Genomic DNA, 26,342 nt, shown 5'->3' with positions numbered 1-26,342 from the left:
GCGCTCAGGCTAAGGGAAAACCGACATGACATTCCCCGAAACGTTGCGTGACTTTCATCCTGCGCTTGCCGAGTCCTGACGTGCCGGTTACACCACATGCATGAGCGACGCTAAAGACAACAACAACATCGGCCCATCCGAGCTTGCAGAACCGCTACGTCGGGCACTGGGCGAGCGGTATTTGACCTATGCGCTTTCGACGATCATGCATCGGGCGCTTCCGGACGCACGTGACGGGCTGAAACCGGTGCACCGCCGGATTCTTTATGCCATGCACCGGCTGCGGCTGGCCTCGAACGGCAAATTTCTGAAATCTGCCAAGATTTCCGGCGACACCATGGGCGATTTCCACCCCCACGGCGACGCGGCAATCTATGACGCGATGGCGCGGCTGGCCCAGGATTTCAACGTCCGCTATCCGCTGGTGGATGGTCAGGGCAATTTCGGCAATATCGACGGCGATAACCCCGCCGCCAGCCGATACACCGAGGCGCGGATGACCTTTGTCGCCGAGGCGATGTTGAACGGTCTTGACGAAAACGCCGTCGATTTCCGCGACAATTATGATGGCCGCCTGACCGAACCGGTGGTGATGCCGGCCGAATTCCCGCATCTTCTGGCCAATGGTTCCAGCGGGATTGCCGTGGGCATGGCGACCAATATTCCGCCGCACAACATCCCCGAGTTGATCGACGCCTGCCTGCATCTGATCAAAACCCCGGATGCCCGCGACGAAACACTGCTCAATTACGTGCCCGGCCCGGATTTCCCGACCGGCGGCGTGATTGTCGAACCCGCCGAGAATATCGCAGAGGCCTATCGCACCGGGCGCGGGTCTTTCCGCCTGCGCAGCCGATACGAGGTCGAGGATCTGGGCCGTGGTCAATGGCAGATCGTCGTCACCGAGATCCCCTATCAGGTGCAGAAATCCAAGCTGATCGAAAAGATCGCCGAGCTGATCCAAACCAAGAAGGTGCCGATCCTCGCCGATATTCGTGATGAAAGCGCCGATGACATTCGCGTGGTGCTAGAACCCCGGTCGAAAAATGTCGACCCGGATGTCTTGATGGGCATGATGTTCCGCAGCTCTGATCTGGAGGTGCGGTTCAGCCTGAACATGAACGTGCTGATCGACGGCGTCACGCCCAAGGTCTGTTCGATGAAAGAGGTGCTGCGCGCCTTTCTCGACTTCCGGCGCGAGGTGCTGCACCGCCGCTCCAAACACCGGATGGAAAAGATCGACCACCGGCTGGAGGTATTGGAAGGGCTGATTGTTGCCTTCCTGAACCTCGACCGGGTGATCGACATTATCCGCTATGATGACGATCCCAAGGCGGCGCTGATGCGCGAAGATTGGGGTCGCGATTTCGTGCGTGCCACGGATGAAAGCGACTATGTCTCGCCTGCCCCGGCCGATGATCCCGATCTGGGCCTGACCGAGGTTCAGGCCGAAGCGGTGCTGAACATGCGGCTGCGCGCCTTGCGCCGGCTTGAGGAAATGGCGCTGGTGAACGAGCGCAACGCGCTTATGGAAGAACGCGCTGGGTTGGTTGACCTTTTGGACAGCGAAGACCTGCAATGGGCGCGGATCGCCGAGCAATTGCGCGAAGCCCGCAAGACATTTGGCAAGGAATACGAATTCGGCAAGCGCCGCACCACTTTTGCCGAGGCGGGTGTCGTCGAAGATGTGCCGATCGAAGCGATGATCGACCGCGAACCAATCACCGTTGTCTGTTCCCAGATGGGATGGATTCGCGCGATGACCGGCCACATCGACCTGAAACGCGAGTTGAAGTTCAAGGACGGCGACGGGCCGCGATTCATCTTTCATGCCGAAACCACCGACCGATTGCTGGTATTTGGCACAAACGGCCGGTTCTACACCGTTTCCGCCGCGAACCTGCCCGGCGGGCGCGGCATGGGCGAGCCATTGCGGTTGATTGTCGATTTGCCAAATGAGGCTGAGATCGTCGATCTGTTCATCCACCGCCCCGAAGGAAAGCTGCTGGTTGCCTCCAGCGCCGGTGACGGTTTCGTTGTGCCAGAGTCCGAGGTCGTTGCCCAAACCCGCGCCGGCAAACAGGTGCTAAACGTGCGCACACCCTCTCGTGCCAGCGTCTGTCGCCCGGTCACCGGCAACGCGGTCGCGGTGGTCGGTGAAAACCGCAAGGTGCTGGTCTTTGATCTGGACGAGCTGCCGGAAATGGGCCGGGGCAAGGGCGTGCGCCTGCAAAAGTACAAGGACGGCGGCATGTCGGATGTCACCACCTTTACGCTTGAAAATGGCTTGTCATGGCTCGACCCGGCGGGGCGCACCCGCACCGAAACCAACCTGGCCGAATGGCAGGGCAAACGGGCCGGCACCGGACGGATGGCACCGCGCGGCTTCCCGCGTGACAATCGGTTCACCTGAAAACAGCGAATACAGCGTCGGGCCGGGCACCTCGCCCGGGCCGCTCTGAAACACGGGCCTGCGCGGCCTTCTGGTTGACATCCGGCACCGGCCACAGTCCTCTTGCGGCAAGAGTTTTCCCAGACGACTGCCGCCGGAGCCCGCCACATGCCTCAGACCTCAGCCTGGGAACGGGCCTCGCCAGAAACCGGCGCCCCTGCACCGGTCTCTTCGCCGACACCGTCGATGGAGATTGGCACATCTTCCAAGAATGGGGGTGTCTGGCCGCCGCGTGGATCCTTTGCCAGCCCGACGCCACCCGCAAAACTGGACACCACGTTTGTTGGCAAACATCGGTCCGTGTTCTGGCTGGCGCTCAAGACCGGGTTCCTGACGGTCCTCACGCTTGGGTTTTATCGATTCTGGATGAAAACCCGTTTGCGGCGCTGGTATTGGTCGTCGACGCGGCCGGGCGGCACACCTTTGGAATATGTCGGCGACCCTTGGGAAAAACTGCTGGGGTTCCTGATCGCGGTGGTGATCCTGGCCTTTTACATCGGTGTCGTGAACCTTGCGCTGATGTTTGCCAGCTTCTCGTTGTTTCAACAGAATTATGCGGCCTATCTGGTCAGTTTCGCGGGGGTGATCCCCTTGTGGTTTTATGCGCAATATCGCGGGCGGCGCTATGTGCTGGCGCGCACCCGATGGCGCGGGGTGCGGTTTGGCGTGGCCCCGGGGGCCTGGGGCTATGTCTGGCGGGCGCTGATGCATTGGGCCATCACCCTGCTGACCCTTGGCCTGCTCTGGCCGCGCATGACGTTTTATCTAGAGAAATACCGCATCGACCGGACCTATTTCGGCAATGCGCGCTTTACCCAAGGGGGCCGGTGGACCCAACTTTATCACGCGACGATCCCGATGTTCATTGCTCTGGCCCTCGCGGGGGGCGCGGCGGGATTGATTGCGGCAGGACAAACCGCAACAGGCTCGCCGATTGCGGTGCTGGCCTGGATGATGGCCGCCTATGGCTATGTGCATTACCGGGTCGTCACTTTTCGCATTCTGGCCAACCACAAAACGGTTGGCGGCGTCACGTTTACCGCCAATCCCCGCCCGTTCCGCATTTTGATGATCACGGTGTTGGGCTATCTGGCGACCGGGCTGGTGCTGGCGTTGCCATTGGGGGCGCTGGGTATCGGCGTCATGCTGGTGCAGTTTTCGCAAACCGAATTCATGCAGGATTTCGGCGAGTTGGGCACCATGTTGGCGCTGGTGCCGCAACCCGCCCTGATCGCCATTGGCATCGCGCTTTATTTCGCCATCTTCCTGCTTTGGGCGACCTTTACCCATGCCTGGGTCACCATGCCGGTCTGGCGGCATTATGCCACCACATTGACGGTGCAAAACCCCGCCGCCCTGCGGCAGATTTCGCAACGTGCCCGCGATGAATTTGAAGAGGCCGAAGGCTTTGCCGAGGCATTGGATGTGGGGGCGTCGATATGACCGTGATCCGGGTGGGCGCCGCGCCAGAACCATTTGAAGCGACCGGCCTGTATTTCGACGGTGACACCGCCGTTGGCGATCTGGCGCAATTGTCCGTGGATGAAGCTGCGCGGGCGCTGGTGATCGCGCGCATCGGCTTTGCCCCCCTGCACTGGCCGCTGGACGATTTGCGGCTGCTGCCGGATCTGGGCGGCAAGGATCTGAGCATTCTGCGTCTGCGCGACGATCCGGTGGCGCGGCTGATCCTGAACGACGATCTGTTGCTCGAACGATTGCCCGATGTCCGCCGACCCGCGCCGGTCACGCGCCGGGGGCGGCTGGTGGCCTGGGCGGTGGCGGCGGTGGCCTCGGTTGCGTTGATCATCACCGTGCTTGTGCCGACGATGGCGGACCAATTGGCGGTCTATATCCCGCCGGAAGGTGAGCGCGCGTTGGGCGAAACAACCCTGAACCAGATCCGCTCTGCTTTGGATGACACCGGCATGGGGCAACCTGTGGCGTTTTGCGAAGACCCGGACGGCGTCGCGGCACTGGCCAGGATGCAGGCGCATCTGGCCCCGGGTCTGCCCGAGGGTCAGCAGGTGTCGGTGCATGTGCTGGATCACCCGATGGTCAACGCCTTTGCCCTGCCCGGTGGCTATATCGTGTTCTTTCGCGGCATGATCGAGGCCGCCGAAACCCCAGAGGAGGTCGCAGCGGTCTTTGCCCATGAAATCGGCCATGTGATCAGCCGCGACCCGACCCGCCATGCGCTGCGTTCTGCGGGGTCGATCGGGGTTCTGGGGCTGTTGTTCGGTGATTTCGCCGGCGGGGCGATGGTGCTGTTCCTGACCGAACAATTGATTCAGGCCACTTATTCGCGCGAGGCCGAGGCCGGAGCCGATGATTTCGCCCGCGCCCTGTTGCTGGAGACCGGGATAGACCCCGCCGCATTGGGACGTTTCTTTGACCTGTTGCGCGCCAAATATGGCGAGCGTGACGGCTTTTTCGCCCATTTCGCCAGCCACCCGGCCCTGTCGGACCGGATATTGGCCGCAAATGTCGATTTGCCAGCGGGATTTGAGGCCGTGCCGGTTCTAAACGACGACGAATGGCAGGCGCTGCGCAACATTTGCCAATAGCGCGGCCTGCTGCTGCTTCAAAGCTGCTCTGCCGTCAACCAGACCCCACCCTCGGGGCGCAGGGTGATGATCATCACCGGTTCTGGCGCCCGCCCCGGCACGGGATGAAACCGGAATCGCGACAGCAGGGTTGCAAGGATGATCACCGCCTCCTGAATGGCAAAACTGGCACCGATACAGATACGCGGTCCATCGCCAAACGGCAGATAGGCATAGCGCGGCACCGCCTTGCGATCCGCGAACCGTTCGGGGCGGAATGCATCGGGGTCGTCCCACAGCAGCCCGTTGCGATGCAGCGCATAGATCGGCACCATCACCGTATCACCGGGCCGGATTTCGCGCCCACAGAGCGTATCTGCGACCTGCGCCGTGCGCGAGATGATCCCCGCAGGCGGGTAAAGCCGCATCGCTTCGTCCACGATCTGACGAACATAGGGCAGGTTCGCCACATCCGCGCCCGTCGCAACGCTATCCTGCACCACCGATTGCACCTCGGCGCGGGCGCGATCCTGGACATCGGGATCAAAGGCACAAAGATAAAGCGACCAGGACAGCGCCAACGCCGTGGTTTCATGCCCGGCCACGATAAAGGTCAACAGATTGTCGCGCAGCTCTGCCACGCTCATCTTGCGTTTGGTTTCCGGGTCTTCGCCCGCCATCAACAGATCAAGCAGATCCGGCACGCCATCCTGTGCCCGCCCCGCGCGGGCGTCGATGGCCGTGTCGGCCACCTGCTTCATCTGGCGCAGCGCCTTGCCCGACACCAACCGCCCCGGGCGCGGCACCCAATCGGGAAAACCCAACATATCAAACAGCGACACCTTGCCCGCAGCGGCAATATAATTGTCGATGGCGCTGTGCACGCCCTGGCGGTCAAACACGCTGTCGCCGGAAAAGGTCACATCGGAAATCACATCAAAGGTGGTTGTGACCATTTCATCATGCAGGTTCACCGCCCCCGCCCCACCGTTGGCAATCCGCTCACAGGCCCGCACCGCAGCCGCTGACATGATCGGCGCAAGGTTCATCACGTTGCGATGCGAAAACACCGGCGCGGCTGCCTGCCGCTGCCACCGCCAATGCGCGCCCTCGGCGATGAACATCGACTCGCCAATGGCGGGGCGCAACAGGTTCTTGGTGACCAGCGACTTTGGATAATCCTCCAGCCGCTCCAGCAAAATCCGGCGAATCGCGCCCGGGTCCATGACCATATGCCAGCGGACGCCGGTGCGCCCCGACACCATCGGCTGGGTCGTGGCGATTTGGGGAATAATGGACAGAAGATTGCGCCGCGCCGCCGAAAGACTGGCCAAAAGCCCAAGTGGCCGGGTGCCCAACGGCACATGCACCGGCACTTGCGCAGGCACTTGTACTGGCTCTTGTACGGGCACATCAGAGGCAGCGGATGTCAGAACACTGGCAGGCATGGGCAGGCTCCTTTTGACTCAGCATATAGGGCGATGATGGCCCCGTGCAATTGCGCCGCACAGCCGCATGGGCTAGTCAGGGGGACGCACGACCTTGAGAAGGACCATTGCCTGATGCGCGCCCTGCTTGCCCTAGTTGCTTTCCTAACACTTGTTGCCTGTTCCGACGGACGTGATCTTGATCAGGCGCCAGAGCCGCTGGGGGACTTCAAACTGGGCCATTCGATCGTGATTGCGCCAAACCTGACCAAAGGTCCGCTGTCACGTGACGCCACCGAGGAACAATGGATCGCCGCCGTGGACAAGGCGGTCGAAGACCGCTTTCGCCGCTACGAAGACGAAGGCGAAAAACTCTATCATTTCGGAATCTCGGTCGAAGGATATGTGCTGGCCCAGGTCGGTGTGCCGCTGGTGCTGCAACCAAAATCCGTGCTTATTTTCCGCGTGACGGTCTGGGACGATGTCAAAGGCATCAAATTGAACGAAGAACCGCATGAAATCACCGTGCTGGAGGCCGTCTCGGCTGAAACCGTGGCCGGATCGGGGCTGACCCAAACGGCCGAGGAACAATTGGAAAATCTGGCGATCAAAGGGGCCAAACAGCTTGAAACATGGCTGGCCGTGCAGAAAACCCGGCACGATTGGTTCACCCCGGACGCCCGTGTCGTCAAGGCCAAGACCGACCCAAAGAAAAAGAAGGCGCCCCCAACCGCCAACTGACGCTTGATTTTCCCTGCCAAAGCCAATATCTCGCGCGCGATAGAAACGGGCCAATTCCGGTCCCCCAACCACGAGGCGCCTGAGTACCATGGCAAAGGAAAAGTTTGAGCGTTCCAAACCGCATTGCAACATCGGCACGATTGGCCATGTTGACCACGGCAAGACAACGCTGACCGCGGCGATCACCAAGCAATTTGGTGACTTCAAAGCCTATGACGAAATCGACGGCGCGCCGGAAGAGAAAGCCCGCGGGATCACCATTTCCACCGCGCACGTGGAATATGAAACCGAAGCGCGCCACTATGCGCACGTCGACTGCCCCGGCCACGCTGACTATGTGAAAAACATGATCACCGGTGCGGCGCAGATGGACGGCGCGATCCTGGTGGTGAACGCCGCTGACGGCCCGATGCCGCAAACGCGTGAGCACATTCTGCTGGGCCGCCAGGTTGGCATCCCCTCGATGGTGGTTTTCCTCAACAAAGTTGACCAGGTCGACGACGAGGAACTGCTGGAACTGGTGGAAATGGAAGTTCGTGAACTTCTGAGCGAATACGGCTACCCGGGCGACGACATTCCGATCATCGCCGGTTCGGCTCTGGCCGCTCTGGAAGGTCGCGACGCCAACATCGGTGAAGAGAAAATCGCCGAGCTGATGGCCGCTGTTGACGAATACATCCCCAGCCTGCACGCGCTGTGGACCAGCCGTTCCTGATGCCGATCGAAGACGTGTTCTCGATCTCGGGTCGGGGTACTGTTGTGACCGGTCGTGTGGAACGTGGCGTTGTCAACGTTGGCGACGAACTGGAAATCATCGGCATCCGCGACACCAAGAAAACCACCTGTACCGGTGTGGAAATGTTCCGCAAGCTGCTGGATCGCGGTGAAGCGGGCGACAACATCGGCGCCCTGCTGCGCGGTATCGACCGTGAAGGCGTTGAGCGTGGTCAGGTTCTGTGTAAGCCGGGTTCGGTCAAGCCGCACACCAAGTTCGAGGCAGAAGCCTATATTCTGACCAAGGACGAAGGTGGCCGTCACACGCCGTTCTTTGCCAACTACCGTCCGCAGTTCTACTTCCGCACCACCGATGTGACCGGAACCGTGAACCTGCCGGAAGGCACAGAAATGGTCATGCCCGGCGACAACCTGAAGTTCGAAGTCGAACTGATCGCGCCGATCGCCATGGAAGAAAGCCTGCGCTTCGCCATCCGCGAAGGCGGCCGCACCGTGGGTTCCGGCGTTGTGTCCAAAATCATCGAGTGATCGTGATCTGGTCCCGGGCCTGACCCGGGACCTCATGACACACAAAGGGCCGGTCATTTGACCGGCCCTTTTTCGTTCAACGCGACATGATTCTCGGTTGTGCGGGTTCAATACACCTTCGGCACATACAATTCATCGGGCAGCACCTGACGTTCGTAATTCGGGTTATAGACCCGGTCCGGCAGGGTGACCTTTTCCGACGGCAGATCCTCATACGGGATCTTGGTCAGGATATGTTCGATGCAATTCAGCCGCTCACGCTTCTTGTCATTGCCTTCAACGATATACCACGGCGCTTCGGGGATATTCGTGCGGGCAAACATCTCTTCCTTGGCCTTGGTGTATTGCTCCCAGCGGATGCGGCTTTCCAAATCCATCGGCGACAATTTCCATTGCTTCATCGGATCATGAATTCGCATCAGGAATCGCAATTGCTGTTCCTGATCGGTGATCGAGAACCAGTATTTCAACAGGATCACCCCAGAGCGGATCAGCATGCGTTCAAATTCGGGAACGTCCTGGAAAAAGTTTTCAACCTGTTGATCATTGGCAAAGCCCATGACCCGTTCCACGCCGGCACGGTTGTACCATGACCGGTCAAAGAAGACGATTTCACCACCGGCCGGCAGATGCGGCACATAGCGTTGGAAATACCATTGCGATTGCTCCCGGCGGCTTGGCGCGGGCAGCGCCACGACGCGGGCGATGCGCGGGTTCAAACGCTGGGTAATCCGTTTGATCACCCCGCCCTTGCCCGCACTGTCGCGGCCTTCCATCAGGATACAGACCTTGGCACCGGTATGTTGCACCCAATCCTGCACCTTGATCAATTCGGCCTGAAGCCGCAGCAGATTGGTGAAATAAACCCGCCGGTCCAGCATATCGGGATGTTCGCGGTTATAGATCTTGCGGATTTCCTGGCTGAGCATCGGTTCAGAGAACTCGATCTCGAAATCTTCATCCAGGTTATCCTGAAGTTCGGCTTCCAGCCAATCCAGCTCGCGGTCATCATCCTGTGTCATATGTCGCTCCAAGTCTTTGCTGGGGCTGGCATAACAGTCCCGTTTAACGCTTTGATGTCAGTCGGGTATGCCATCGGCGCCATCTATCGCAAGGGGGGATTGCGCCGGTGGCGGTCTGTCGCCCCGAATCCGGGTTCGCGGCCAGACTACCTGTCCCTTGTCGAAGGAAAAACCGGGAATTGAGGACAGGGGCCTCAAACAGAGGCAAGTTCCCGCTCGGCGAGAGCGGCTGTGCCCCTAAATAGGGCATTTGGCGATGAAACGGCTGCCGCAGGCAGGAAGCCACACGCCTCATACGGGCGCAATATCCGACGCGCGGGGCGCATTTCCGCGTGGCCAACCGGCCTTGGCATTTGCAGGATATCACGGGATTGATCGCCAAGAAGCAGGCTTTCGCAAAGCGCGCCTTCCGCCCGCAAGATATGGTGATCTTCCAGCAGCAGATGAATATAGGTGATCTCGTCACAGGGCCTGATGCGGATTGAATGGCCGTTGACCAGCGCCTTGGCCGGCACCAGAACCTCTGGCGTGTCAAACAGCAATTCGGCCCGCGCCGAGCGGATCATCACCCGATGCTGTTGGCTTAGCCGCAGAGTGGCATCATTGCCGATGGTTCCGGGCGCGAAGACCACCGGCGCGGCGGCATCAATTCCCGGCAATTTCTTGTGGCCAACCCATTTCACCGGTTGCAACCCCGCGTCCAGGGTGCGCACCAATTGCCCCGGCGCGATCTTTTCCGCGGCAATCGGCCCGCCCTTGACCACGATCGCAGTCTCTGCCGCGAAACAGACAATCTCGTGGTCATATGTTGCCTGCCGGTCCGTGTTGAAGAACCCAACCCGGCTCGTCGTGCCGCTGGCGGCATCATACCACCCTTGCAGGTTATAGCTTGGGGTCCAAAGCACCTCGACCGGAACACCGTTTTGATCCTGACCGCTCAGCACCACGATCCCGGCCTCGCCCGGCGCATTGTCACTGCGCACAACGACGGCATCTTCGATGGTCACTGGCCCGCCCGGCCCGTCAAACTGAACATCGTAACTGTCGCCGATTTCAAACAGGCGGGGATCGGAATCGCCGGAATTTGCCGTGACTTGCAAATTCGAGGTTTCCGACGGAGGTCCATCAAACGCCGACGAAGTCCCATAGCGGCCAATATTGCTGCCTGTGGCGGTGGAAAATTCGCTGTTGGTTGCGGTAAATGAAAGTGGCATGGCATTCCCTCGGTGTCCCTGACACATGGAGGAAAGATGCAAATGAGCCGTTAAATTGCCCGGCTATTTCGCCGGAATTTTAATCAAACCGGAAGTGCCGTGGTCTTGAACACCGTGCGCAGGGCAAAGCTCGACTGCATCCGCGTCACCCCCGGCAAACGGGTCAGGTATTGGCGGTGAATGCGGGCAAAATCATCGGTGTCTTCGACCACCAGCTTCATGATGTAATCCGCCGTCCCCGCCATCAAATGGCATTCCAGCACATTGGGAATACGCGCAACCGCGGTTTCAAAGGCCTCCAGCACCTCATCCGATTGCCCGGACAGGGTGATTTCCACAAACACGGTCGAGGTCAGGCCAATCTTGCGCGCATCCAGCATCGCGACGTAGCTTTTGATGATGCCCTCTTCTTCAAGCCGCTGCACCCGGCGATGACAGGCCGATGCCGACAGGTTGATCCGCTCTGACAGATCGGCGTTGGACATGCGCCCATGTTTCTGAAGCACGGTCAGGATTCGGCGGTCTGTCGGGTCAATCTGCATATTTGCGAAGAATCTTCGGTCCAGTTTCAACTTTGTCGAAGTATCGTCGCAGATCACATGACTGCCAAGGCAAAATATCAAACACCTGCACGCTTTGATGTCGGACAATCGCGCACCCATTTACCAAAAGGACCAGCAAGATGAAAATCGGATGCCCGTGCGAAATAAAGCCCCAGGAATTCCGGGTCGGCCTGACGCCCAATGCAGCGCAAGAAGCGATTGCCCATGGTCATGACGTGATCGTGCAAAGCGGCGCCGGGGTTGGCGCCGGTTTTGACGATGTCGCCTATGCGGCGGTTGGCGCGGTGATCGTGGACAGCGCAGAAGAGGTTTTTGCCACTGCCGACATGATCGTCAAGGTGAAGGAACCACAAGCCGTCGAACGCAAGATGCTGCGCGAAGGTCAGCTGCTTTTCACCTATCTGCATCTTGCTCCCGACCCCGATCAAACCCACGATTTGCTGGCTTCGGGCTGTACCGCGATTGCCTATGAAACCGTGACCGACGAACGCGGCGGCCTGCCGCTTTTGGCGCCGATGTCAGAAGTTGCCGGCAAGCTGGCGCCCCAGGTCGGGGCCTGGACCCTGCAAAAGGCCAATGGCGGTCGGGGTGTGTTGATGGGCGGCGTGCCCGGTGTTGGCCCGGCGCGCGTGGTTGTCATCGGTGGCGGCGTTGTCGGCACCCATGCGGCCCGTGTCGCGGCCGGCATGGGCGCGGATGTCACCGTGCTGGATCGGTCCTTGCCGCGGATGCGCTATCTCGATGACGTGTTCGGTCAACAGTTCAAGACCATGTACGCAAGTGCCGGCAACACGCTGGACCAAATCCGCGACGCCGACATGGTGATTGGCGCGGTCCTGGTCCCCGGCGCGGCAGCCCCCAAATTGATCAGCCGGGCGCAATTGGGCGATATGAAGCCGGGCGCGGTTTTGGTGGATGTGGCGATCGACCAGGGGGGATGTTTTGAAACCTCCAAGGCGACGACCCATGCCGACCCGATTTATGACGTCGACGGCATCATGCATTATTGCGTCGCCAACATGCCGGGGGCGGTGGCGCGCACCTCGACCATTGCGCTCGGCAATGCGACAATGCCCTATATGCTGGCGCTGGCGGACAAGGGCTGGCGGCAGGCCTGCGCCGATGATCCGCATTTGCTGAATGGTTTGAATGTCCACGCGGGCAAGCTGACCTATTACGCTGTGGGTCGTGCATTGGGGGTTGATGTGACGGCGCCGCAGGTGATCCTTAAAACGGCATAAAGTCCGGCACATAGGTCAAAGATCCACCTATCACCGAACCTGTGTGGCTGGGGGCATTTCCCCGGCCACACAGCCAACAGATAGCCCCAGAAACAAAGAGATGTTGCCAGGACAGCGCCCGCTGTCATTAAAAAGTTACCCGAGTGCCCGATGAAGCGCGTTCATGCGCCTAAACACAGAAGGATCACCGGATGACTGGCGGAATTCAGATCGTCGGCTTGGGCAAGGATTTTGCGGGCAAACCGGCCATTGATGACATCTCTTTCGAGGTGTCCGATCACGAACTGTTTGTCATCGTTGGTGAATCCGGTTGCGGCAAAAGCACATTGCTGCGGTTGATCGCCGGGCTGGACACCCCGGACCGTGGCACGATCCGGCTGCATGATGATCTGGTGGCGGACAGCCAGATATCGGTGCCCCCCGAACAGCGCGGCACCGGGTTTGTATTTCAATCCTATGCGCTCTGGCCCCATATGAGCGTTCAGGACAATGTCGCCTTTCCGCTGGAGGCGTCGGGAAAATCGCGCAAGGCGGCCGCGCAGCTGGTCCAGGGACATTTGGCGACCGTCGCGCTTCAGGATTTGGCGCAGCGCAAGCCAGAGGCACTTTCGGGCGGGCAACGCCAGCGGGTTGCATTGGCCCGGTGTCTGGCGGGCGGGGCGCGGACAATCCTGATGGATGAACCTTTGGCCAATCTTGACCCGCATCTGCGACACACAATGGAACAGGAACTTTTGCGGTTTCATCGCGCTTCTGGGGCGACAACGGTCTATATCACCCATGATCAACGCGAGGCTATGGCGCTGGCGGATCGAATGGCCGTCATGAAGGCCGGTCGGATCTTGCAGATCGGCACGCCGCAAGAGATCTATGATCACCCGAATTCAACCGAAGTGGCACAGTTCATCGGTCATGGCGCGGTGGTCTCTGCAACCTATGAAACCGGCTTCGCGGACATTCAGGGCCACAGGTTTCATGCCGATGCCCCCGCCGATCATCCGGCGGGCCGGGTTCAGGTATTGATCCGCCCCGAAGCAATCACCTTGGTCGACGACCAGGACCAGGACGGTCTTGAAGGGGTGATTGAAAGCGTTCTTTACCGTGGCGGGCTTTGGGAGGCCGAAGTCGGCTTTGCCGACAGTACCCGCCTTGTTGTGACCCACCGCGCCCCGCTGCGCACGGGGCAGCCGCTCAGGCTTCGGATCAACCGGGCCTGGGTGCTGGCGCAATGATCTGACGCCAGCACAACCGCGTCAGATCCGCCAAGGCACGACCCCGCGCGGCGCATGCCGCCCCAAAAGATCCAGCGCCACCATCAACAAAACCGTGGCAAGGACCGTCACGCTTGCCATTGCGGCGGCCAACGTGGTGTAGCCGCCATCTTCGTAATTATAGATCGTGGTGCCGATGGTTTCATTGCCCGATGACCAGAGAAGCGCCGACACCGTCACCTCGTTATACGCGGTCAAAAAGACCAGGATCGCCCCCGAGGCCGCCGCCGGTGCGATCAATGGCAGAAATATCCGCCGCATCCGAAAGAAATACCGCCCGCCAGGCAATTCTGGCGGCTTCGTCCAGGGCTGGATCCAACTGCACATAGGCGGCGCTGACCGGCTTTAGCCCGATGGAAAAGAACGCGCAGAGGTAGGCAAGGAAAATGATGCCGAGGGTGTTGTAAAGCGAGAGATTGATCAGCGGCAGCGGCTTGAGAAAGGCGAGGATGAAGGCGATCGAGATCACCAGACCGGGGATGGCATAGGTCATTTCCGCCAGGGTGGCGATGCTGGCCCCGGTGCGCCGCACGATGGATTGGCGCGCCGACATGAAACGCGCCACAAAGATGCAGCCCAGCGCAATAACCCCGGCGGCCACCCCCGCCGTCAGCGACGAATTGAGGAACGCCCGCGCGGTCACCGATTGGCGAAACAGGATCTCGGCAAAATTGTCGAAGGTGATGGTGTCGGCATTCAACGGCAGCCCATAGGTCCGCACCAGCGCCGTGGCCACCAACGCGGTAATTGGCAGGATCAGGGTCGTGACAACCAACCCGGCAAACAACATTTCCGTCCAGATCCGACATCGCCCCAGCTTGATGTGCAGCGGCGGTTGCGGTGGCCCGATCAGGGTGGCGCGGGTCTTGCGCAGCAACACCGTCTGAAGAAGGATGATCGCCACCGCCAACAGCGCCAGCAACGCGGCAATCACCGCCACATCCGTCAGGATCGACGGGCCGAAGCTCGCCAATCGTTGCCAGATCAGCACCGGCAGTGTGATATAGCGCGCCGGAATGCCCAAAAGCGCCTGAATGCCGAAATTGCCCAGCGCCGACACAAAGGCCAGCGCATAGCCGACAATCAGCGTCGGCGCCAAAAGCGGCAGCAATATCCGCCGAAGCAACATGACGCTACCTGCGCCCGCAATCCGCGCGGCATCACTCATTTCGCGCGGCAAGGCCCGCAAGGCCGCCAGCACCACCAGAAACACCAGCGGCGTGTGCTGGACCCCGAGCAGGAAAATCAAGCCGCCCTTGGAATACAGCGGATGCGTCGACCCCAGTTCCGGCGCCAGTCCCAGACTGCGCAAGATCGGCGACGACGGGCCCATCGCCTGGACCCAGGCAATGGCCGTCACATGCGGCGGGATCATCATCGGCACCAGCAACAAGAAGGTGAAGACCCCCTTGTGGCGCATGTCGGTCAACCCGATTGCCAGCGCAATCGTCGTGCCCGCCACCAGCGACAGGATCGCCGAGAAGAAGGCGCTTTCCAACGAATGGACAAAGGCCCGCATCACCGACCGTGACCCAAGCGCGTCGCCCAAAGGCGCCAATGTAAATACGCCGTCCACCGTCAGACCGACACGGGCCAGCAGGCCCAGCGGAAAGACCAGAAGCAGCATCGCCAAAAAGACCGCAGCGGCAAGGGCACGCCCCTCGCCGCTGCGCAGAAGTTTTAACAGGTTCAAATTGTCAGCCGCCGAAAATCTCGGTGAATTTCATCTTGTTTTCCTGATCATCGGCCAGTGCCTTGGCCGGATCGAAATCCAGCAGTTTGATGTCTGGCAGAGCGGGGAAACCTTCGGGCGGGGTGATCGCCGGATGGGCCGGAAGATACCCCATGTCAGCGGCCAGTTGCTGGCCTTCTTGTGAAATCAGGAAATCAACGAATGCCTTGGCTGCGTCGGGGTTTTTCGCGGTCGACAGGATGGCCACCGGTTCGGTCACCGCCGAAACGCCTTCGCTTGGGAAGACGAATTCCACTGGCGCACCTTCCAGCTTGTTGCGGATCGGCAGGAAATCAACCACGAAACCATAGAGCTTTTCACCGCCGGCGACGGCCTTGTAGGTGCCGCCATTGCCGCCCTGCGGGTTGGCGCCCTGTGCGGCCAGACCTTCGTAGAAATCCCAGCCCAGATCGGGATGCGCGGTGATCGCAGCCATGTGGATGGTCGCCGCACCCGAGGTCAGCGGCGATGGCATGGCCAGCTTGTCCTTGGCCTGTTCCTGCAAAAGATCAGCATAAGAGGTCGGCACCATGTCGGCGCCGGTGTTGTAGACGATGCCGGTGGTGATCAGCTTGGTCGAGAAATAGTGACCGCCATCATCCATCAAAGCCGGGTCATAGGCGCTGATGTCGGCGTCTGTGTAGGGCATCAAACGGCCTTCGGCCTCCAGCCCCTCCATTGTGACCATATCCGCAATCAAAAGCAGGTCGGGCTGCGGCGCGCCTGCTTCGAATTCGGCGCGCAGCTTGGCCATGATCTTGGTCGTGCCGTCACGCACCCATTCGACGTCGACGTCGGGATATTTCGCCTGGAAGGCATCAACGGTTTGCTGGGCATCGGCATTCGGCTGCGAGGTATACAGAACCAGTTTGCCGGAAATATCGGCCGCCATTGCGGATGTGGAAAGAAGTGCGGCGGTCAGCGCCGAAAGAGCAAAACGCATGAGTGATTCCCTAGCTCGAAGTGCATTCGCGGCTCTGTTAACAATGTCATGTAACAGTATTGGCAAATGTCCGGCCAAACGGATGGGAAATATCAAATGACGCCAGCGCGCGCCCGTTGCGGCGCCAATGCCGCAACAGATTGGCCATTGCAATGCCCACAGTTTGCGCCAGGTACATGGCTGCAAAAACATGACGCAGACCCCGGAATTGCCCAGATCGCCATGCGCGGCAAGATACGGGTGTCGTCGTCGATCATTTCCCCGTGGGTAACCGTCGATTGCCCATAGAAGCGCGCCCGTCTCTGTCATAGGCTGGAGCAAATGAAAGTGTTGAACATGGTAATGCGTAGATTTGGCAAAAGCTGGGTTTTGGGCGCGCTGGCGGTGCTGGTGCCGGGAATGTCGTTGGCGTTGGATCAGGTTGATCTGCAATTGGTCGGCAGTGACAATGCCGATCTGACCAAAAGCCTGAACAGTGCTTCGGTACTGACAACCTTGGAAAAATCGCCCGAAACCCTGCCGCGTGATGTCGTGGCTGCGGCGCAGGCCGATTATGCCAAACTGGTCGAGGCGCTTTACGCCCAGGGCTATTATTCCGCCGTGGTGAACATTCAGATCGACGGGCGCGAAGCCGCCACCATTGATCCCTTTCGCTTGCCCGCCGCGGTTGGAAATGTGGTGATCACAGTGCAACCCGGACGTGCCTTCCGGCTTGGTCAGGTCCAAATCGCGCCGCTGGCGGGCGAAGATCCGCCGGTGCCGGGATTTGCCCGCGACGAACCGGCCCTGGCGACGGTGGTGCGCGACGCGGCCCAGGGCGCGGTCCGGGATTGGCGCGAAGCAGGCCATGCCAAAGCCGAAATCACCGGCCAGTCGATCGAAGCTCGCCACGCCAGCGCGCGGCTGGATGTCGATGTTCGCATTGCACCCGGCCCAAGGCTGCGGTTTGGCGACACCTCTGTCGATGGCACATCCACCGTGCGCGACGCCCGTGTGCGCCAGATTGCCCCGGCCTGCCCAAAGGCGAGGTATTTACCCCCAAAGCCGTGGACAAGGCCGCCAGCCGATTGCGCCGGACCGGCACATTTCAATCGGTGCAGGTCGAAGAGGCCGAAACCCCCGGTGCCGATGGCCAACTTGACATGGAAATCACGGTCGTCGATCGCAAACCGCGCCGGATTGGTGGTGGCATCGAATATTCCACCTTTGGCGGGCTGACGCTTTCGGGGTTCTGGCTGCATCGCAATCTGTTTGGCGGCGCGGAACGGTTCCGCATCGAAGGCGAAATCAGCCAACTGGGTTTGCAGACCGAAGGTATTGAAGAAGGCATTGATTATGAACTGTCTTTCCGCTTGGAAAAACCGGCAGTTTATGGCCCAGATACCCTGTTTTACGCCGAGGCCGGTTTGGCGCTGCTGGACGAGCCGGATTATCTGGAAAAGAAATCCGAGCTGGCATTTGGCGTGTCCCAGGAATTCAACGATTTCCTGACCGGCGAATTGGGCATTGGCCTCGGCTATTCCGAGGTCACCGACCGCTTTGCCAACCCGGAAACCATCCGCGAATTGCTGTTGGTCTCGCTGCCCGGCGCGCTGACCTATGACCGGCGCGACAACACATTGAACACCACCAGCGGATATTACCTGCGGGGCGAGGTGACGCCGTTTGTGGAAACGCTGGCCGGTGATACCGGCGCGCATATGACGTTTGATGGTCGCGGCTTTGTTGGCCTTGGCGCGGAAAACCGCGCGGTCGCCGCCGCCCGTCTGCAATTGGGCGCTTTGGTCGGGCCCGACGCCGTCGATGCCCCGCCCGGCATGTTGTTTTATTCCGGCGGCGGCGGAACGGTCCGTGGCCAACCCTATCAATCGCTGGATGCTGATTATGACGGCGTGTCGCTGGGCGGACGGGCCTTTGCTTCGCTGTCGGCGGAAATGCGGTTTTCCGTGACCGACACCATTGGCCTTGTGGCTTTTGCCGATGCCGGTTTCATCGGACATGATGGTTTTGACGCCGGCAATTCGCACGCCGGAGCCGGTCTTGGGCTGCGTTACAACACCCCCGTCGGACCGATCCGGCTGGATGTGGCCGCGCCGGTGGCTGGCGAAACCGGCGACGGTGTGCAGGTCTATATTGGGATAGGGCAGGCTTTTTAATGCGTATTCTGGCACTTTGTCTGCTGTTTCTGATGCCACTGGCCGCTCAGGCGCAAGACGACCAATCTGATCGCGGCTTCATTCAGGGCATACTTGAAGATGCGTTGTCGGCACCCGGGCGTGATGTCCGGATCAAGGGATTTGCCGGCGCGCTCAGTTCCCGCGCGACCATCGACGAAATCTCTGTCACCGATGCGAACGGGGTCTGGTTCTCCGCCACCGGCGTGTCCCTGACCTGGAACCGTTCGGCGCTTTTGAGCAAACAGGTTCTGATCGACGAAATCGCGATTGACCGCATCGAATTGCCACGCCGCCCGCTGCCCGCAGAAAGTGAACTGCCCACCGCCGAGGCGCGCGGCACCTTTTCCCTGCCAGAGCTTCCTGTATCGGTCGACATCAAGAAAATGACCATAGGCCGCGCTGTCATTGGCGCGGCGGTGTTCGGCGAAGCCGCCGAAATTGCGTTTTCCGGCAAGGCGACGCTGGCAAATGGGGCCGGATCGGCGGATCTGGCCATCAACCGGCTGGACCAGGAGGGGCGCTTTACCATTGTCGGCGCTTACGACAACGCCACCCGCGCATTGGAGATGGCGGTTGATTTGACCGAACCGGCGGATGGTCTGGCCGCCAATCTGTTGAACCTGCCCGGCCTGCCCTCGGTCGAGATGAAGGTTCAGGGGGCCGACCCCATCAATGATTTCACCGCCGAGCTGAGCCTGGACACCGATGGCCAGCGCCGTCTGAGCGGCGAAGTGACCCTGTTGTCCGACCCAGAGGGCGACACGGTTTTCGCCCTCGATCTGGGCGGTGACATTGCGCCGGTGTTTGTGCCGGAATTTGCCGAATTCCTTGGCAATCAGGTGGGGTTGCAGGCCAAAGGCGCACGAATGGCCGACGGCACATTGACGTTGGATCAATTGCGCGTCGAGGCGGCGGCCCTGACCCTGACCGGCGCGGCAGAGATCGGTGCAGATGGCTGGCCGCGCAAGCTGGCGCTGGATGGGGAAATCGCGCCGCCCGAAGGTGAAACCATCCTGCTGCCAATGGCCGGTGCAGCGACTTCGGTCACGGGCGTCACGCTAACCGGGGCGTTTGATGCCGCTGCCGGGGACACATGGTCGCTGGCCGGTCGGGCGCAGGGTCTTGCCCGCGACACCATACAGATTGAAACGCTGGGCTTTGATGGCTCTGGCGTTCTGTCGCGCGACAGCGAGAGCCTGTCCGGCACGTTGCAAATGGATGCCAGCGGATTGGCCCCGGCCGACGCGGCGCTGGCGCGTGCCATCGGGGACCGGTTGCGTGGTGTCCTGCACTTTGGCTGGAGCCGGGGTGCGCCGCTGCGGCTGAGCGAACTGAACCTCACAGGCGAGGATTACGGCCTGACCGGCACCTTGGTGGTGAGCGGGCTGGAAGGCGAAGATGATCTGACATTGGTGCCGGATGTTCAGCTGAACGCACAAGATCTGGCACGTTTTGCCGATCTGGCGGGTATTGAACTCGACGGGGCTGCGGATCTTGGTGTGACGGGGCGTGTGGCGCCGCTCACCGGGGTGATGGCGTTGCAATTCGACGGCACGACCGAAACGCTGACAACCGGCATCGCCCAGCTTGATCCGCTGCTTGCCGGTACGGGCAAGGTATCATTGGGACTGGGCCGGGATGAAACCGGGCTGCGCGTCGATCCGGTGGTGATCCGCACCGATCATGCGCGCATTGATGCAACCGCGCTGCTGCGCACCGGCGCAAGCAAGCTGGACCTGACCGCGCGCGTGGCGGAAATCGCCCTGGTCCTGCCAGACCTGCAAGGTGCCGCCGAAGTGACGGCCACGGCAGAACAGGCCAATGATGTCTGGAACCTGACCGCCGATGCCGCCCTTCCCGGGGGCACTGGTGCGCAATATCGCGGCACGGTGACCGGCGATGGGCGTGACAAGCTGGAGATCGCCGGACGGCTCAGCGCCAATGTCACGCAGCTTGCAACATTTTCCGCCATTGCGGGTCGCCCCCTTGGCGGTGCGGTGTCGCTTGTGGCTGAGGGGCGCGGTGATCTGGTCAACGCGACATTCGATCTGCGTGCAAACGGCAGCACAACCAACCCGCGATTTGATGTGCCCGTTGCCGAGGCGCTTTTGCCCGGCACCACCACATTCGATATCGCCGCAACGCGCGATGCCGCGGGTGAGGTTGTCCTCAAGACCGCAGTCATCGACGGGCGCGAAGTGACCGCGCGGGCCAGTGGTGCCTTCGGGCCGAACAGTGGCAAGCTGGAGCTGACAACGCGGATTGCCAATCTGGCACGCGCCCTGCCCGATCTGCCCGGCGCGGCCAGCCTGACCGGCACCGCGATACGCACCGGCGAGGTCTGGACGCTGGAGGCCGATGCCACCCTGCCCGGCGACACAGGTGCAAATTTCAGCGGAACATTCACCGGCGATGGCAAATCCAAACTTCTGGCGGATGGACGGCTGCAAGCGCGGGTTGCCCGGCTTGGCGCGTTTTCCTCGCTGGCCGGTCGCCCGCTGTCGGGGGCCGCAAATCTGACAGCCACCGGCACAGCCGATATTCTGGCCGGCAGTTTCGATCTTGTGGCCGATGGCAGTGTAAGCAACCCCGGCTTTGGCGTGCCGACAATAGAACCATTGTTGCGCGGCACGTCGCAAATCGACCTGTCCGTCGCGCGTGCCAGCAATGGCCGGATCACCATTCGTCAGGCAACGGTCGATGCACCGGGGGTGGATGCCGACGTGTCCGGCGCCTTTGGCGCGGGCAACGGTGATGCCCGGTTCCGCATCACCATCCCCAACCTTGGCCCGCTTGTGCCCGATTTGCCGGGGCCTGCGAGTTTTTCCGGCACCGCCACACAGCAAGGCGAAAGCTGGCGGATCGACGCCTCGGGCAATGGTCCCGGTGGTATCGAAGTGTCAACCCAGGGCCGGGTCGCGGCGGATGTTTCCCGGCTTGATCTGTCGGCCAACGGGCTGGTGCCGCTGGCGCTGGCCAACCGGCGGCTGAACGGTCAGGCGCTCAGCGGGCTGGTGCGGTTCAATCTGGCGGTCAATGGCCCACCACAGCTCAGCTCGGTCTCTGGCCGCCTTAGCCTGGCGGATGCCCAGGTCGCGCTTCTGGCGCAGGGCATGTCGATCGACGCCATCAACGGGCAAATTGACCTGAACGGCGCAGCGGCACAGGTGGCATTGAACAGTCAGATCTCCAGCGGTGGACAATTGCGCGTTGCCGGGCCGGTTGCGCTGACCCCGCCATATAATGCCGATCTGGAGGCGCAATTGCGCAACGTCGTTCTGCGCAGTGCTGCGCTTTACGAGGCCCAGTTGGACGGGCGGATGACCATGTCCGGCCCGCTGCTGGGCGGCGCGCGGATTGGCGGTGGGATCAATATCGCCACTGCGGAATTGCGCATTCCCGATCTTGGCCCGTCCTATTCGGCGCTGGACGGTTTGCAACATATCAACCCCTCTGCCGATGTGCAGCGCACGTTGCGGTTTGCCGGGTTGGATCAATCTGACGAGGACACCGCCAGCGCCGCACCAGACTACCCGCTGGATGTCATCGTGCGCGCGCCCAACCGGTTGTTCGTGCGGGGCCGTGGGCTCGACGCGGAACTGGGCGGTGAATTGCGACTGACCGGGACCACCAACAATGTGGTGCCTGTCGGGTCGTTCAGCCTGATCCGGGGGCGGCTGGACCTGTTGGGCAGGCGCTTGACCCTGACACAGGGGGATGTCCAGTTGCGCGGCAGCTTCGATCCGGTGATCGCCTTTGAGGCCACCACCGAGGTCGATGATTTCGCCGTCACATTGGCCTTGGCGGGCTTGGCCTCGGCGCCGGAACTGACCGTCACATCGGTGCCGGAACTGCCCCAGGACGAGGCGCTTTCGCTGTTCCTGTTTGGCCGTGATGTCACGTCGATCTCGGCCTTGCAGGCAGTGCAATTGGCGGCGGCGATCCGCACCCTGTCCGGTCAGGGCGGGCTTGGTATCGGTCAACAGCTGCGCGAAGGTCTGGGGGTGGACGAGCTGGACATCAGCACCGATTCCGAAGGCAATGCACAGGCAAGTGTCGGCAAATACCTCTCTGACAACATCTATACCGATGTAACAGTGTCGAGCGATGGCTCCAGCCAGATCAACCTGAACCTCGATCTGACCCCAAGCGTCACCGTGCGCGGCCGGGTCGGCAGCGATGGGGACACTGGCGTCGGGGTGTTTTTCGAACGGGATTATTAGACGGGTGTCGCCGCAAGCCCATCGCAGCGGCGACAAACCTGTGGCATAGATCGGTGCCATGCATGCCACTTTTGAAATCGCACCCCGAAGTGAAATTCTGACCCCCGAAGCACCGGGGCTGACGGTATTGGTCGATGGGCTGCGCCGGGGGCAATCGCTTTGGGCGTCGCAATCCGGCGCGGCAATCACCACACGGGCCGATGCAACGCCGGTTCTGTATTGCGAGACTTCGGGTTCCAGCGGTCAGCCAAAGGTGATCCGCCGACGACCGGCCAGCTGGATCGCCTCTTTCGACATCAATGCCAGGACTTTTGATCTGGGTCCGGCAGACCGTTACGCGACATTGGGGCATCCGGGCCATTCCCTCAGCCTGTTTGCGGTGCTTGAGGCGCTGCACATAGGGGCGGATATTGCTGTGCTTGCCGGCATGTCACCGCGACGCCAGACCGAAACACTGGCAGAGCTGGCCATCAGCGTGATCTATGCGACGCCCACTCAGCTGCGATTGCTCACCCGGTTGAGCAAAGACGGGACACAGGCCGTGTTGCCGAAGGTGCGCCGCCTGTTTTGTGGTGGCGGCAAACTGGACCCTGCCCTGCGGGCCGATCTCTGCGATCTGCTGCCCCATGCGGAGGTGCGTGAATTTTTCGGGGCCAGTGAAACAAGTTTCATCACCATGAGCGATGGCAAAACCCCTGCGGGTTCGGTTGGCCGCGCCTATCCCGGTGTTGCGCTGCGCGTCGCTGCGCCGCATGAAACTGCGGAAATTCTGGTCCACAGCCCCTATGTGTTTGATGGCTACGAGGTCGGCGAAACCCAGGACACCCATTGGCAGGACGGATACCTTGGCATTGGTGAAATGGGCTATCTGGACGCGGCGGGCTATCTTTTCCTGCGGGGCCGCAAACGGCGGATGGTCACGGTGGCAGATCACAATGTATTTCCCGAAGAGATTGAGCAGCTTGTGCTGACCCAACCGGGCGTGACCGGCTGTGCGGTGCTGGCAATCCCCGACGCGCTGCGTGGCCATAAACTCATCTGCTTTCTGACCGGGCGATTTGACGAGGCGGCCTTGCGACGGGCCTGCCGTGCGGCATTTGGGCCTGCTGCAGTGCCGCAGCGTTTTGTCCTGCTTGATGCCATGCCGTTGCTTTCGGCAGGGAAACCCGATTTGCCGCGCCTGGCCGCAATGGTCGGGGGCAATTGATGCGGCGCAGCTATATGATCGCGGCACGGCGCAGCCCGATCGCGCCCCGGGGCGGCGCGCTGCATGCTCTGGCGCTGCATGAGCTTGCGACGCCGGTGATTGCGCAGGTGCTGGCAGATGCCGGGATTGGCCCGGATCGGGTGGAAGAAATCATAGTCTCCAATGCGCTGGGGGGCGGCGGCAATCCTGCGCGGGTTGTCGCCCTGGCGGCTGGGTTGCCGGAACATGTGGCGGGACTGAGCATTGATCGCCAATGCGTCGGTGGTCTTGATGCGGTTTTGCTGGCCCATATAATGGTGCGGTCCGGGCAACATGACATCGTGCTGGCCTGCGGGGTCGAGAGCTATTCCCGCCGCCCGCTGCGGCTCCGCAGTTTTGCCGATGGACGCGCGCCGGAACCCTATGATCAAGCGGCCTTTACCCCCTGGCCCGAGCGCGACCCGGATATGGCGACGGCGGCAGAGGATTTGGCAAAACAGTTGAACATCAGCCGCGCGGCGCAGGATGCCTGGGCCGTCGAGAGCCATGCCAAGGCACGCGCCTGCCCACCGGAATTTCATCAGGCGGAGATTGTGCCCTTGGCCGGGCTGACGCAGGACAGCTTTACCCGCGCCTTGACCGGGCGATTATGCGCCCGCGCGCCGGTGGTACATGGCAGTATCACAGCCGCAAATATGGCGGTGGCCGCCGACGGTGCGGGATTTGTTCTGGTGGTGAGCGAGGCCGTCGCAGCGGCGCTGATGTGTCCCGCGGTCGAATTGCTGGCGGGACGGACGCTGGGCGGGACGCCGGACTTGCCCGGGCTGGCGCCGGTTGCGGCCATTGGAGCGGTTTTGGATCAGGCGACGACCCTGGTGAGCGCCGAAATCATGGAGGCCTTTGCCGTGCAGGCCATCGCCTGTCAAACCGGCGCGGGCCTGCCGGTCGAGATTGTGAACCAATATGGTGGCGCATTGGCGCGGGGGCATCCGGTGGGGGCCTCTGGTGCGGTGCTTGCCGTTCGGCTTTACCACCAGCTTTGTCGCACACCGGGGTCCGGATTGGCGGCAATTGCCGCAGCGGGCGGATTGGGCACGGCGCTCTTGGCGCGGCGACTGTGATCCATGATCCGCCGCGCCTTTTGGGGGCCAGCCCCCGTGGCCTTTGGCCACCCCCCCGGGATATTTTTGGTCAGATGAAATTCCAGAGTGCGAAACGGACCGCGAAACCGGTCAGAGTTTGATCAGACGATCCCCGACCGACACCCGGCCATCCTGAACAATTCGGCAGAGGACGCCGCGCAAACGCAGGTCACGATGGGGGCCGCGATTGATCCAGCGCAGGCTGGCATCCCCATACCAGGCCTGCCATTTGGTGCAGCCGGAATTGCGTTTGTCCGACACTTCCAGCACAGCGGTGCCAACCGCCAATCGCGTGCCAACCGGCAGGTTTTCATGGCTGAGATCCATATCGACAATGATCGGATCGCCGGGATGCGGGGTGCCAGCACGATCGCGCCAACACAGATCCAGCACCCGTTTCGACAGGATCGACACCTGAATACGGGGATCGGGGGCCCCATCCGGCAGTTTCAGCCAGGGATTTGTCAGCCAACGCTCGCCCTTGATGCCACCGGAAACGGTCATGTCTAGGTGTTCCGGATAGTCGCGCAGGCCGCTTTCGGGGCGAAAACACAGGTGATCAATGGCCGCGTTATCCTTGGGCGCCGCGCGGATATGATCCAGCGCCGCGTCGCAATCTTCGGCTGTGACATGTGCAGTGGTCATCATGACGCTCAAGCCGCGCGTGACAGGACGCTGGCGGGGCGTGCCTTGGCCAGGGCGGCCGTCAGCATGCCGGCAATCGCCGCTTTCAGCGCATCACCGGGAATAAATGCGGTGACCAGCGCAGTCGCCTCCAACATGGTTTTGTCCAGCGCATAAGCCAAACCGGCGATGCCAAAGGCATACATCACCACGATGCCCCCGATCACGGATGCCAGGCCCGCGACCAGTGTCAGCGGCGCATTGCGCCATTTCTCGACGATCAACCCGGTGACGAAGGCCGCAAATGGCCAGCCCACCAGGAACCCGGCAGAGGGCGACACAAAGACACCAAGGCCGCCGCGCCCACCGGACAATAGCGGCAGGCCAATGGCCACGAGGACCAGAAACAGCAGCACAGCCAAAGTGCCGCGCCGCGCGCCCAATACGGTGCCGCACAACATGACACCCAGGCTTTGCGCGGTGATTGGCACACCGAACCCCAGGGTGATTTTCGGGATCAGCCCCAGCACCGCAATCAATGCAGCAAACAGGGCTATCAATACGACATTCTTTTCCAT

General features: G+C 61.3%; 20 protein-coding genes and 1 pseudogene. 12 read left to right on the top strand and 9 right to left on the bottom strand.

From position 1 onward, the window contains the following. The first annotated feature begins 100 nt into the window (after nucleotides 1-100). From AC0L4F_RS03735 to AC0L4F_RS03725, 3 genes are all read left to right on the top strand, one after another. Nucleotides 101-2,413 (top strand): DNA topoisomerase IV subunit A, encoded by a 2,313-nt coding sequence (locus tag AC0L4F_RS03735; RefSeq protein WP_244685518.1) that lies wholly within the window; start codon nucleotides 101-103, stop codon nucleotides 2,411-2,413. Between the two features lie 147 nt (nucleotides 2,414-2,560). Then, nucleotides 2,561-3,895 carry a YjgN family protein gene (locus AC0L4F_RS03730; protein ID WP_244685516.1) on the top strand — a complete coding sequence of 445 codons (1,335 nt, stop codon included), beginning with the start codon at nucleotides 2,561-2,563 and terminating at the stop codon, nucleotides 3,893-3,895. After that, nucleotides 3,892-5,016, top strand: coding sequence for a M48 family metallopeptidase (locus AC0L4F_RS03725; protein WP_244685514.1), 1,125 nt, complete (start codon nucleotides 3,892-3,894; stop codon nucleotides 5,014-5,016). Before AC0L4F_RS03730 ends, AC0L4F_RS03725 begins: the two co-directional genes overlap by 4 nt. A gap of 17 nt (nucleotides 5,017-5,033) precedes the next feature. On the opposite strand, the gene AC0L4F_RS03720 is transcribed toward AC0L4F_RS03725, so the two are convergent. After that, nucleotides 5,034-6,443, bottom strand: a complete 1,410-nt coding sequence (locus AC0L4F_RS03720; RefSeq protein WP_244685512.1) for a cytochrome P450 — start codon at nucleotides 6,441-6,443, stop codon at nucleotides 5,034-5,036. Between the two features lie 114 nt (nucleotides 6,444-6,557). Here AC0L4F_RS03720 and AC0L4F_RS03715 point away from each other — a divergent pair, with 114 nt between their 5' ends. After that, a complete protein-coding gene (locus AC0L4F_RS03715) occupies nucleotides 6,558-7,163 on the top strand; it encodes a hypothetical protein (RefSeq protein WP_244685510.1) in 606 nt (201 codons plus the stop codon). An 88-nt stretch (nucleotides 7,164-7,251) separates the two neighbouring features. Then, a pseudogene (gene tuf / locus AC0L4F_RS03710) lies at nucleotides 7,252-8,426 on the top strand (elongation factor Tu). Nucleotides 8,427-8,533: 107 nt separating this feature from the next. Here the strand turns inward: tuf and ppk2 are convergent. The 3 genes from ppk2 to AC0L4F_RS03695 all read right to left on the bottom strand — a co-directional run bounded on the left by ppk2 (nucleotide 8,534) and on the right by AC0L4F_RS03695 (nucleotide 11,204). Then, a complete protein-coding gene (gene ppk2 / locus AC0L4F_RS03705) occupies nucleotides 8,534-9,448 on the bottom strand; it encodes a polyphosphate kinase 2 (protein ID WP_244685508.1) in 915 nt (304 codons plus the stop codon). A 194-nt stretch (nucleotides 9,449-9,642) separates the two neighbouring features. Further along, entirely contained in the window at nucleotides 9,643-10,662 is a 1,020-nt protein-coding gene (locus tag AC0L4F_RS03700; protein WP_244685506.1) for a Hint domain-containing protein, read from the bottom strand. A gap of 83 nt (nucleotides 10,663-10,745) precedes the next feature. Next, entirely contained in the window at nucleotides 10,746-11,204 is a 459-nt protein-coding gene (locus AC0L4F_RS03695; protein ID WP_244685504.1) for an Lrp/AsnC family transcriptional regulator, read from the bottom strand. 140 nt (nucleotides 11,205-11,344) lie between these two features. Between AC0L4F_RS03695 and ald the strand changes: the two genes are divergently transcribed. Next, the gene (ald, locus tag AC0L4F_RS03690) at nucleotides 11,345-12,466 is read left to right on the top strand and encodes an alanine dehydrogenase (RefSeq protein ID WP_244685501.1); all 1,122 of its coding nucleotides are present in this window, start codon (nucleotides 11,345-11,347) and stop codon (nucleotides 12,464-12,466) included. Between the two features lie 191 nt (nucleotides 12,467-12,657). Beyond that, nucleotides 12,658-13,698 (top strand): ABC transporter ATP-binding protein, encoded by a 1,041-nt coding sequence (locus AC0L4F_RS03685; RefSeq protein WP_244685499.1) that lies wholly within the window; start codon nucleotides 12,658-12,660, stop codon nucleotides 13,696-13,698. 21 nt (nucleotides 13,699-13,719) lie between these two features. Here the strand turns inward: AC0L4F_RS03685 and AC0L4F_RS03680 are convergent, their stop codons facing one another. The 3 genes from AC0L4F_RS03680 to AC0L4F_RS03670 are packed head-to-tail and all read right to left on the bottom strand — an operon-like array spanning nucleotide 13,720 to nucleotide 16,412. Next, nucleotides 13,720-13,977 (bottom strand): hypothetical protein, encoded by a 258-nt coding sequence (locus AC0L4F_RS03680; protein WP_244685497.1) that lies wholly within the window; start codon nucleotides 13,975-13,977, stop codon nucleotides 13,720-13,722. Beyond that, complete coding sequence (locus AC0L4F_RS03675; protein ID WP_244685494.1) at nucleotides 13,922-15,430, bottom strand: ABC transporter permease; 1,509 nt, start codon at nucleotides 15,428-15,430, stop codon at nucleotides 13,922-13,924. The genes AC0L4F_RS03680 and AC0L4F_RS03675 overlap by 56 nt, the downstream gene beginning before the upstream one ends. 4 nt (nucleotides 15,431-15,434) lie before the next feature. Then, nucleotides 15,435-16,412, bottom strand: coding sequence for an ABC transporter substrate-binding protein (locus tag AC0L4F_RS03670; RefSeq protein WP_244685491.1), 978 nt, complete (start codon nucleotides 16,410-16,412; stop codon nucleotides 15,435-15,437). Nucleotides 16,413-16,748: 336 nt separating this feature from the next. Between AC0L4F_RS03670 and AC0L4F_RS03665 the strand changes: the two genes are divergently transcribed. Genes AC0L4F_RS03665 through AC0L4F_RS03645 form a run of 5 tightly spaced genes read left to right on the top strand, consistent with a single transcriptional unit; the run spans nucleotide 16,749 to nucleotide 25,119 of the window. Beyond that, on the top strand, nucleotides 16,749-17,630 hold the full coding sequence (locus tag AC0L4F_RS03665) for a BamA/TamA family outer membrane protein (RefSeq protein WP_244685487.1): 882 nt from the start codon (nucleotides 16,749-16,751) through the stop codon (nucleotides 17,628-17,630). Next, on the top strand, nucleotides 17,555-18,568 hold the full coding sequence (locus AC0L4F_RS03660) for an autotransporter assembly complex protein TamA (RefSeq protein WP_244685485.1): 1,014 nt from the start codon (nucleotides 17,555-17,557) through the stop codon (nucleotides 18,566-18,568). The genes AC0L4F_RS03665 and AC0L4F_RS03660 overlap by 76 nt, the downstream gene beginning before the upstream one ends. Next, nucleotides 18,568-22,812 carry a translocation/assembly module TamB domain-containing protein gene (locus AC0L4F_RS03655; protein WP_244685483.1) on the top strand — a complete coding sequence of 1,415 codons (4,245 nt, stop codon included), beginning with the start codon at nucleotides 18,568-18,570 and terminating at the stop codon, nucleotides 22,810-22,812. The genes AC0L4F_RS03660 and AC0L4F_RS03655 overlap by 1 nt, the downstream gene beginning before the upstream one ends. 58 nt (nucleotides 22,813-22,870) lie before the next feature. Beyond that, complete coding sequence (locus AC0L4F_RS03650) at nucleotides 22,871-24,019, top strand: AMP-binding protein (protein ID WP_244685481.1); 1,149 nt, start codon at nucleotides 22,871-22,873, stop codon at nucleotides 24,017-24,019. Further along, nucleotides 24,019-25,119, top strand: coding sequence for a thiolase family protein (locus tag AC0L4F_RS03645; RefSeq protein ID WP_244685479.1), 1,101 nt, complete (start codon nucleotides 24,019-24,021; stop codon nucleotides 25,117-25,119). Before AC0L4F_RS03650 ends, AC0L4F_RS03645 begins: the two co-directional genes overlap by 1 nt. Before the next feature lie 111 nt (nucleotides 25,120-25,230). On the opposite strand, the gene AC0L4F_RS03640 is transcribed toward AC0L4F_RS03645, so the two are convergent. Continuing rightward, complete coding sequence (locus AC0L4F_RS03640; protein ID WP_244685477.1) at nucleotides 25,231-25,785, bottom strand: MOSC domain-containing protein; 555 nt, start codon at nucleotides 25,783-25,785, stop codon at nucleotides 25,231-25,233. 8 nt (nucleotides 25,786-25,793) lie between these two features. After that, the gene (locus AC0L4F_RS03635) at nucleotides 25,794-26,342 is read right to left on the bottom strand and encodes a biotin transporter BioY (protein WP_244685475.1); all 549 of its coding nucleotides are present in this window, start codon (nucleotides 26,340-26,342) and stop codon (nucleotides 25,794-25,796) included.

It is taken from the genome of Marinovum sp. J2-8 (assembly GCF_055808435.1).
This window is presented reverse-complemented; position numbering and strand designations above follow the sequence as displayed.

Bases quoted from the DNA above. Each gene is read 5' to 3' on its own strand.
- AC0L4F_RS03735 (WP_244685518.1), top strand. From the start codon at position 101: ATGAGCGACGCTAAAGACAACAACAACATCGGCCCATCCGAGCTTGCA.
- AC0L4F_RS03730 (WP_244685516.1), top strand. From the start codon at position 2,561: ATGCCTCAGACCTCAGCCTGGGAACGGGCCTCGCCAGAAACCGGCGCC.
- AC0L4F_RS03725 (WP_244685514.1), top strand. From the start codon at position 3,892: ATGACCGTGATCCGGGTGGGCGCCGCGCCAGAACCATTTGAAGCGACC.
- AC0L4F_RS03720 (WP_244685512.1), bottom strand. From the start codon at position 6,443: ATGCCTGCCAGTGTTCTGACATCCGCTGCCTCTGATGTGCCCGTACAA.
- AC0L4F_RS03715 (WP_244685510.1), top strand. From the start codon at position 6,558: ATGCGCGCCCTGCTTGCCCTAGTTGCTTTCCTAACACTTGTTGCCTGT.
- ppk2 (WP_244685508.1), bottom strand. From the start codon at position 9,448: ATGACACAGGATGATGACCGCGAGCTGGATTGGCTGGAAGCCGAACTT.
- AC0L4F_RS03700 (WP_244685506.1), bottom strand. From the start codon at position 10,662: ATGCCACTTTCATTTACCGCAACCAACAGCGAATTTTCCACCGCCACA.
- AC0L4F_RS03695 (WP_244685504.1), bottom strand. From the start codon at position 11,204: ATGCAGATTGACCCGACAGACCGCCGAATCCTGACCGTGCTTCAGAAA.
- ald (WP_244685501.1), top strand. From the start codon at position 11,345: ATGAAAATCGGATGCCCGTGCGAAATAAAGCCCCAGGAATTCCGGGTC.
- AC0L4F_RS03685 (WP_244685499.1), top strand. From the start codon at position 12,658: ATGACTGGCGGAATTCAGATCGTCGGCTTGGGCAAGGATTTTGCGGGC.
- AC0L4F_RS03670 (WP_244685491.1), bottom strand. From the start codon at position 16,412: ATGCGTTTTGCTCTTTCGGCGCTGACCGCCGCACTTCTTTCCACATCC.
- AC0L4F_RS03665 (WP_244685487.1), top strand. From the start codon at position 16,749: ATGGTAATGCGTAGATTTGGCAAAAGCTGGGTTTTGGGCGCGCTGGCG.
- AC0L4F_RS03660 (WP_244685485.1), top strand. From the start codon at position 17,555: ATGGAAATCACGGTCGTCGATCGCAAACCGCGCCGGATTGGTGGTGGC.
- AC0L4F_RS03655 (WP_244685483.1), top strand. From the start codon at position 18,568: ATGCGTATTCTGGCACTTTGTCTGCTGTTTCTGATGCCACTGGCCGCT.
- AC0L4F_RS03650 (WP_244685481.1), top strand. From the start codon at position 22,871: ATGCATGCCACTTTTGAAATCGCACCCCGAAGTGAAATTCTGACCCCC.
- AC0L4F_RS03645 (WP_244685479.1), top strand. From the start codon at position 24,019: ATGCGGCGCAGCTATATGATCGCGGCACGGCGCAGCCCGATCGCGCCC.
- AC0L4F_RS03640 (WP_244685477.1), bottom strand. From the start codon at position 25,785: ATGACCACTGCACATGTCACAGCCGAAGATTGCGACGCGGCGCTGGAT.
- AC0L4F_RS03635 (WP_244685475.1), bottom strand. From the start codon at position 26,342: ATGGAAAAGAATGTCGTATTGATAGCCCTGTTTGCTGCATTGATTGCG.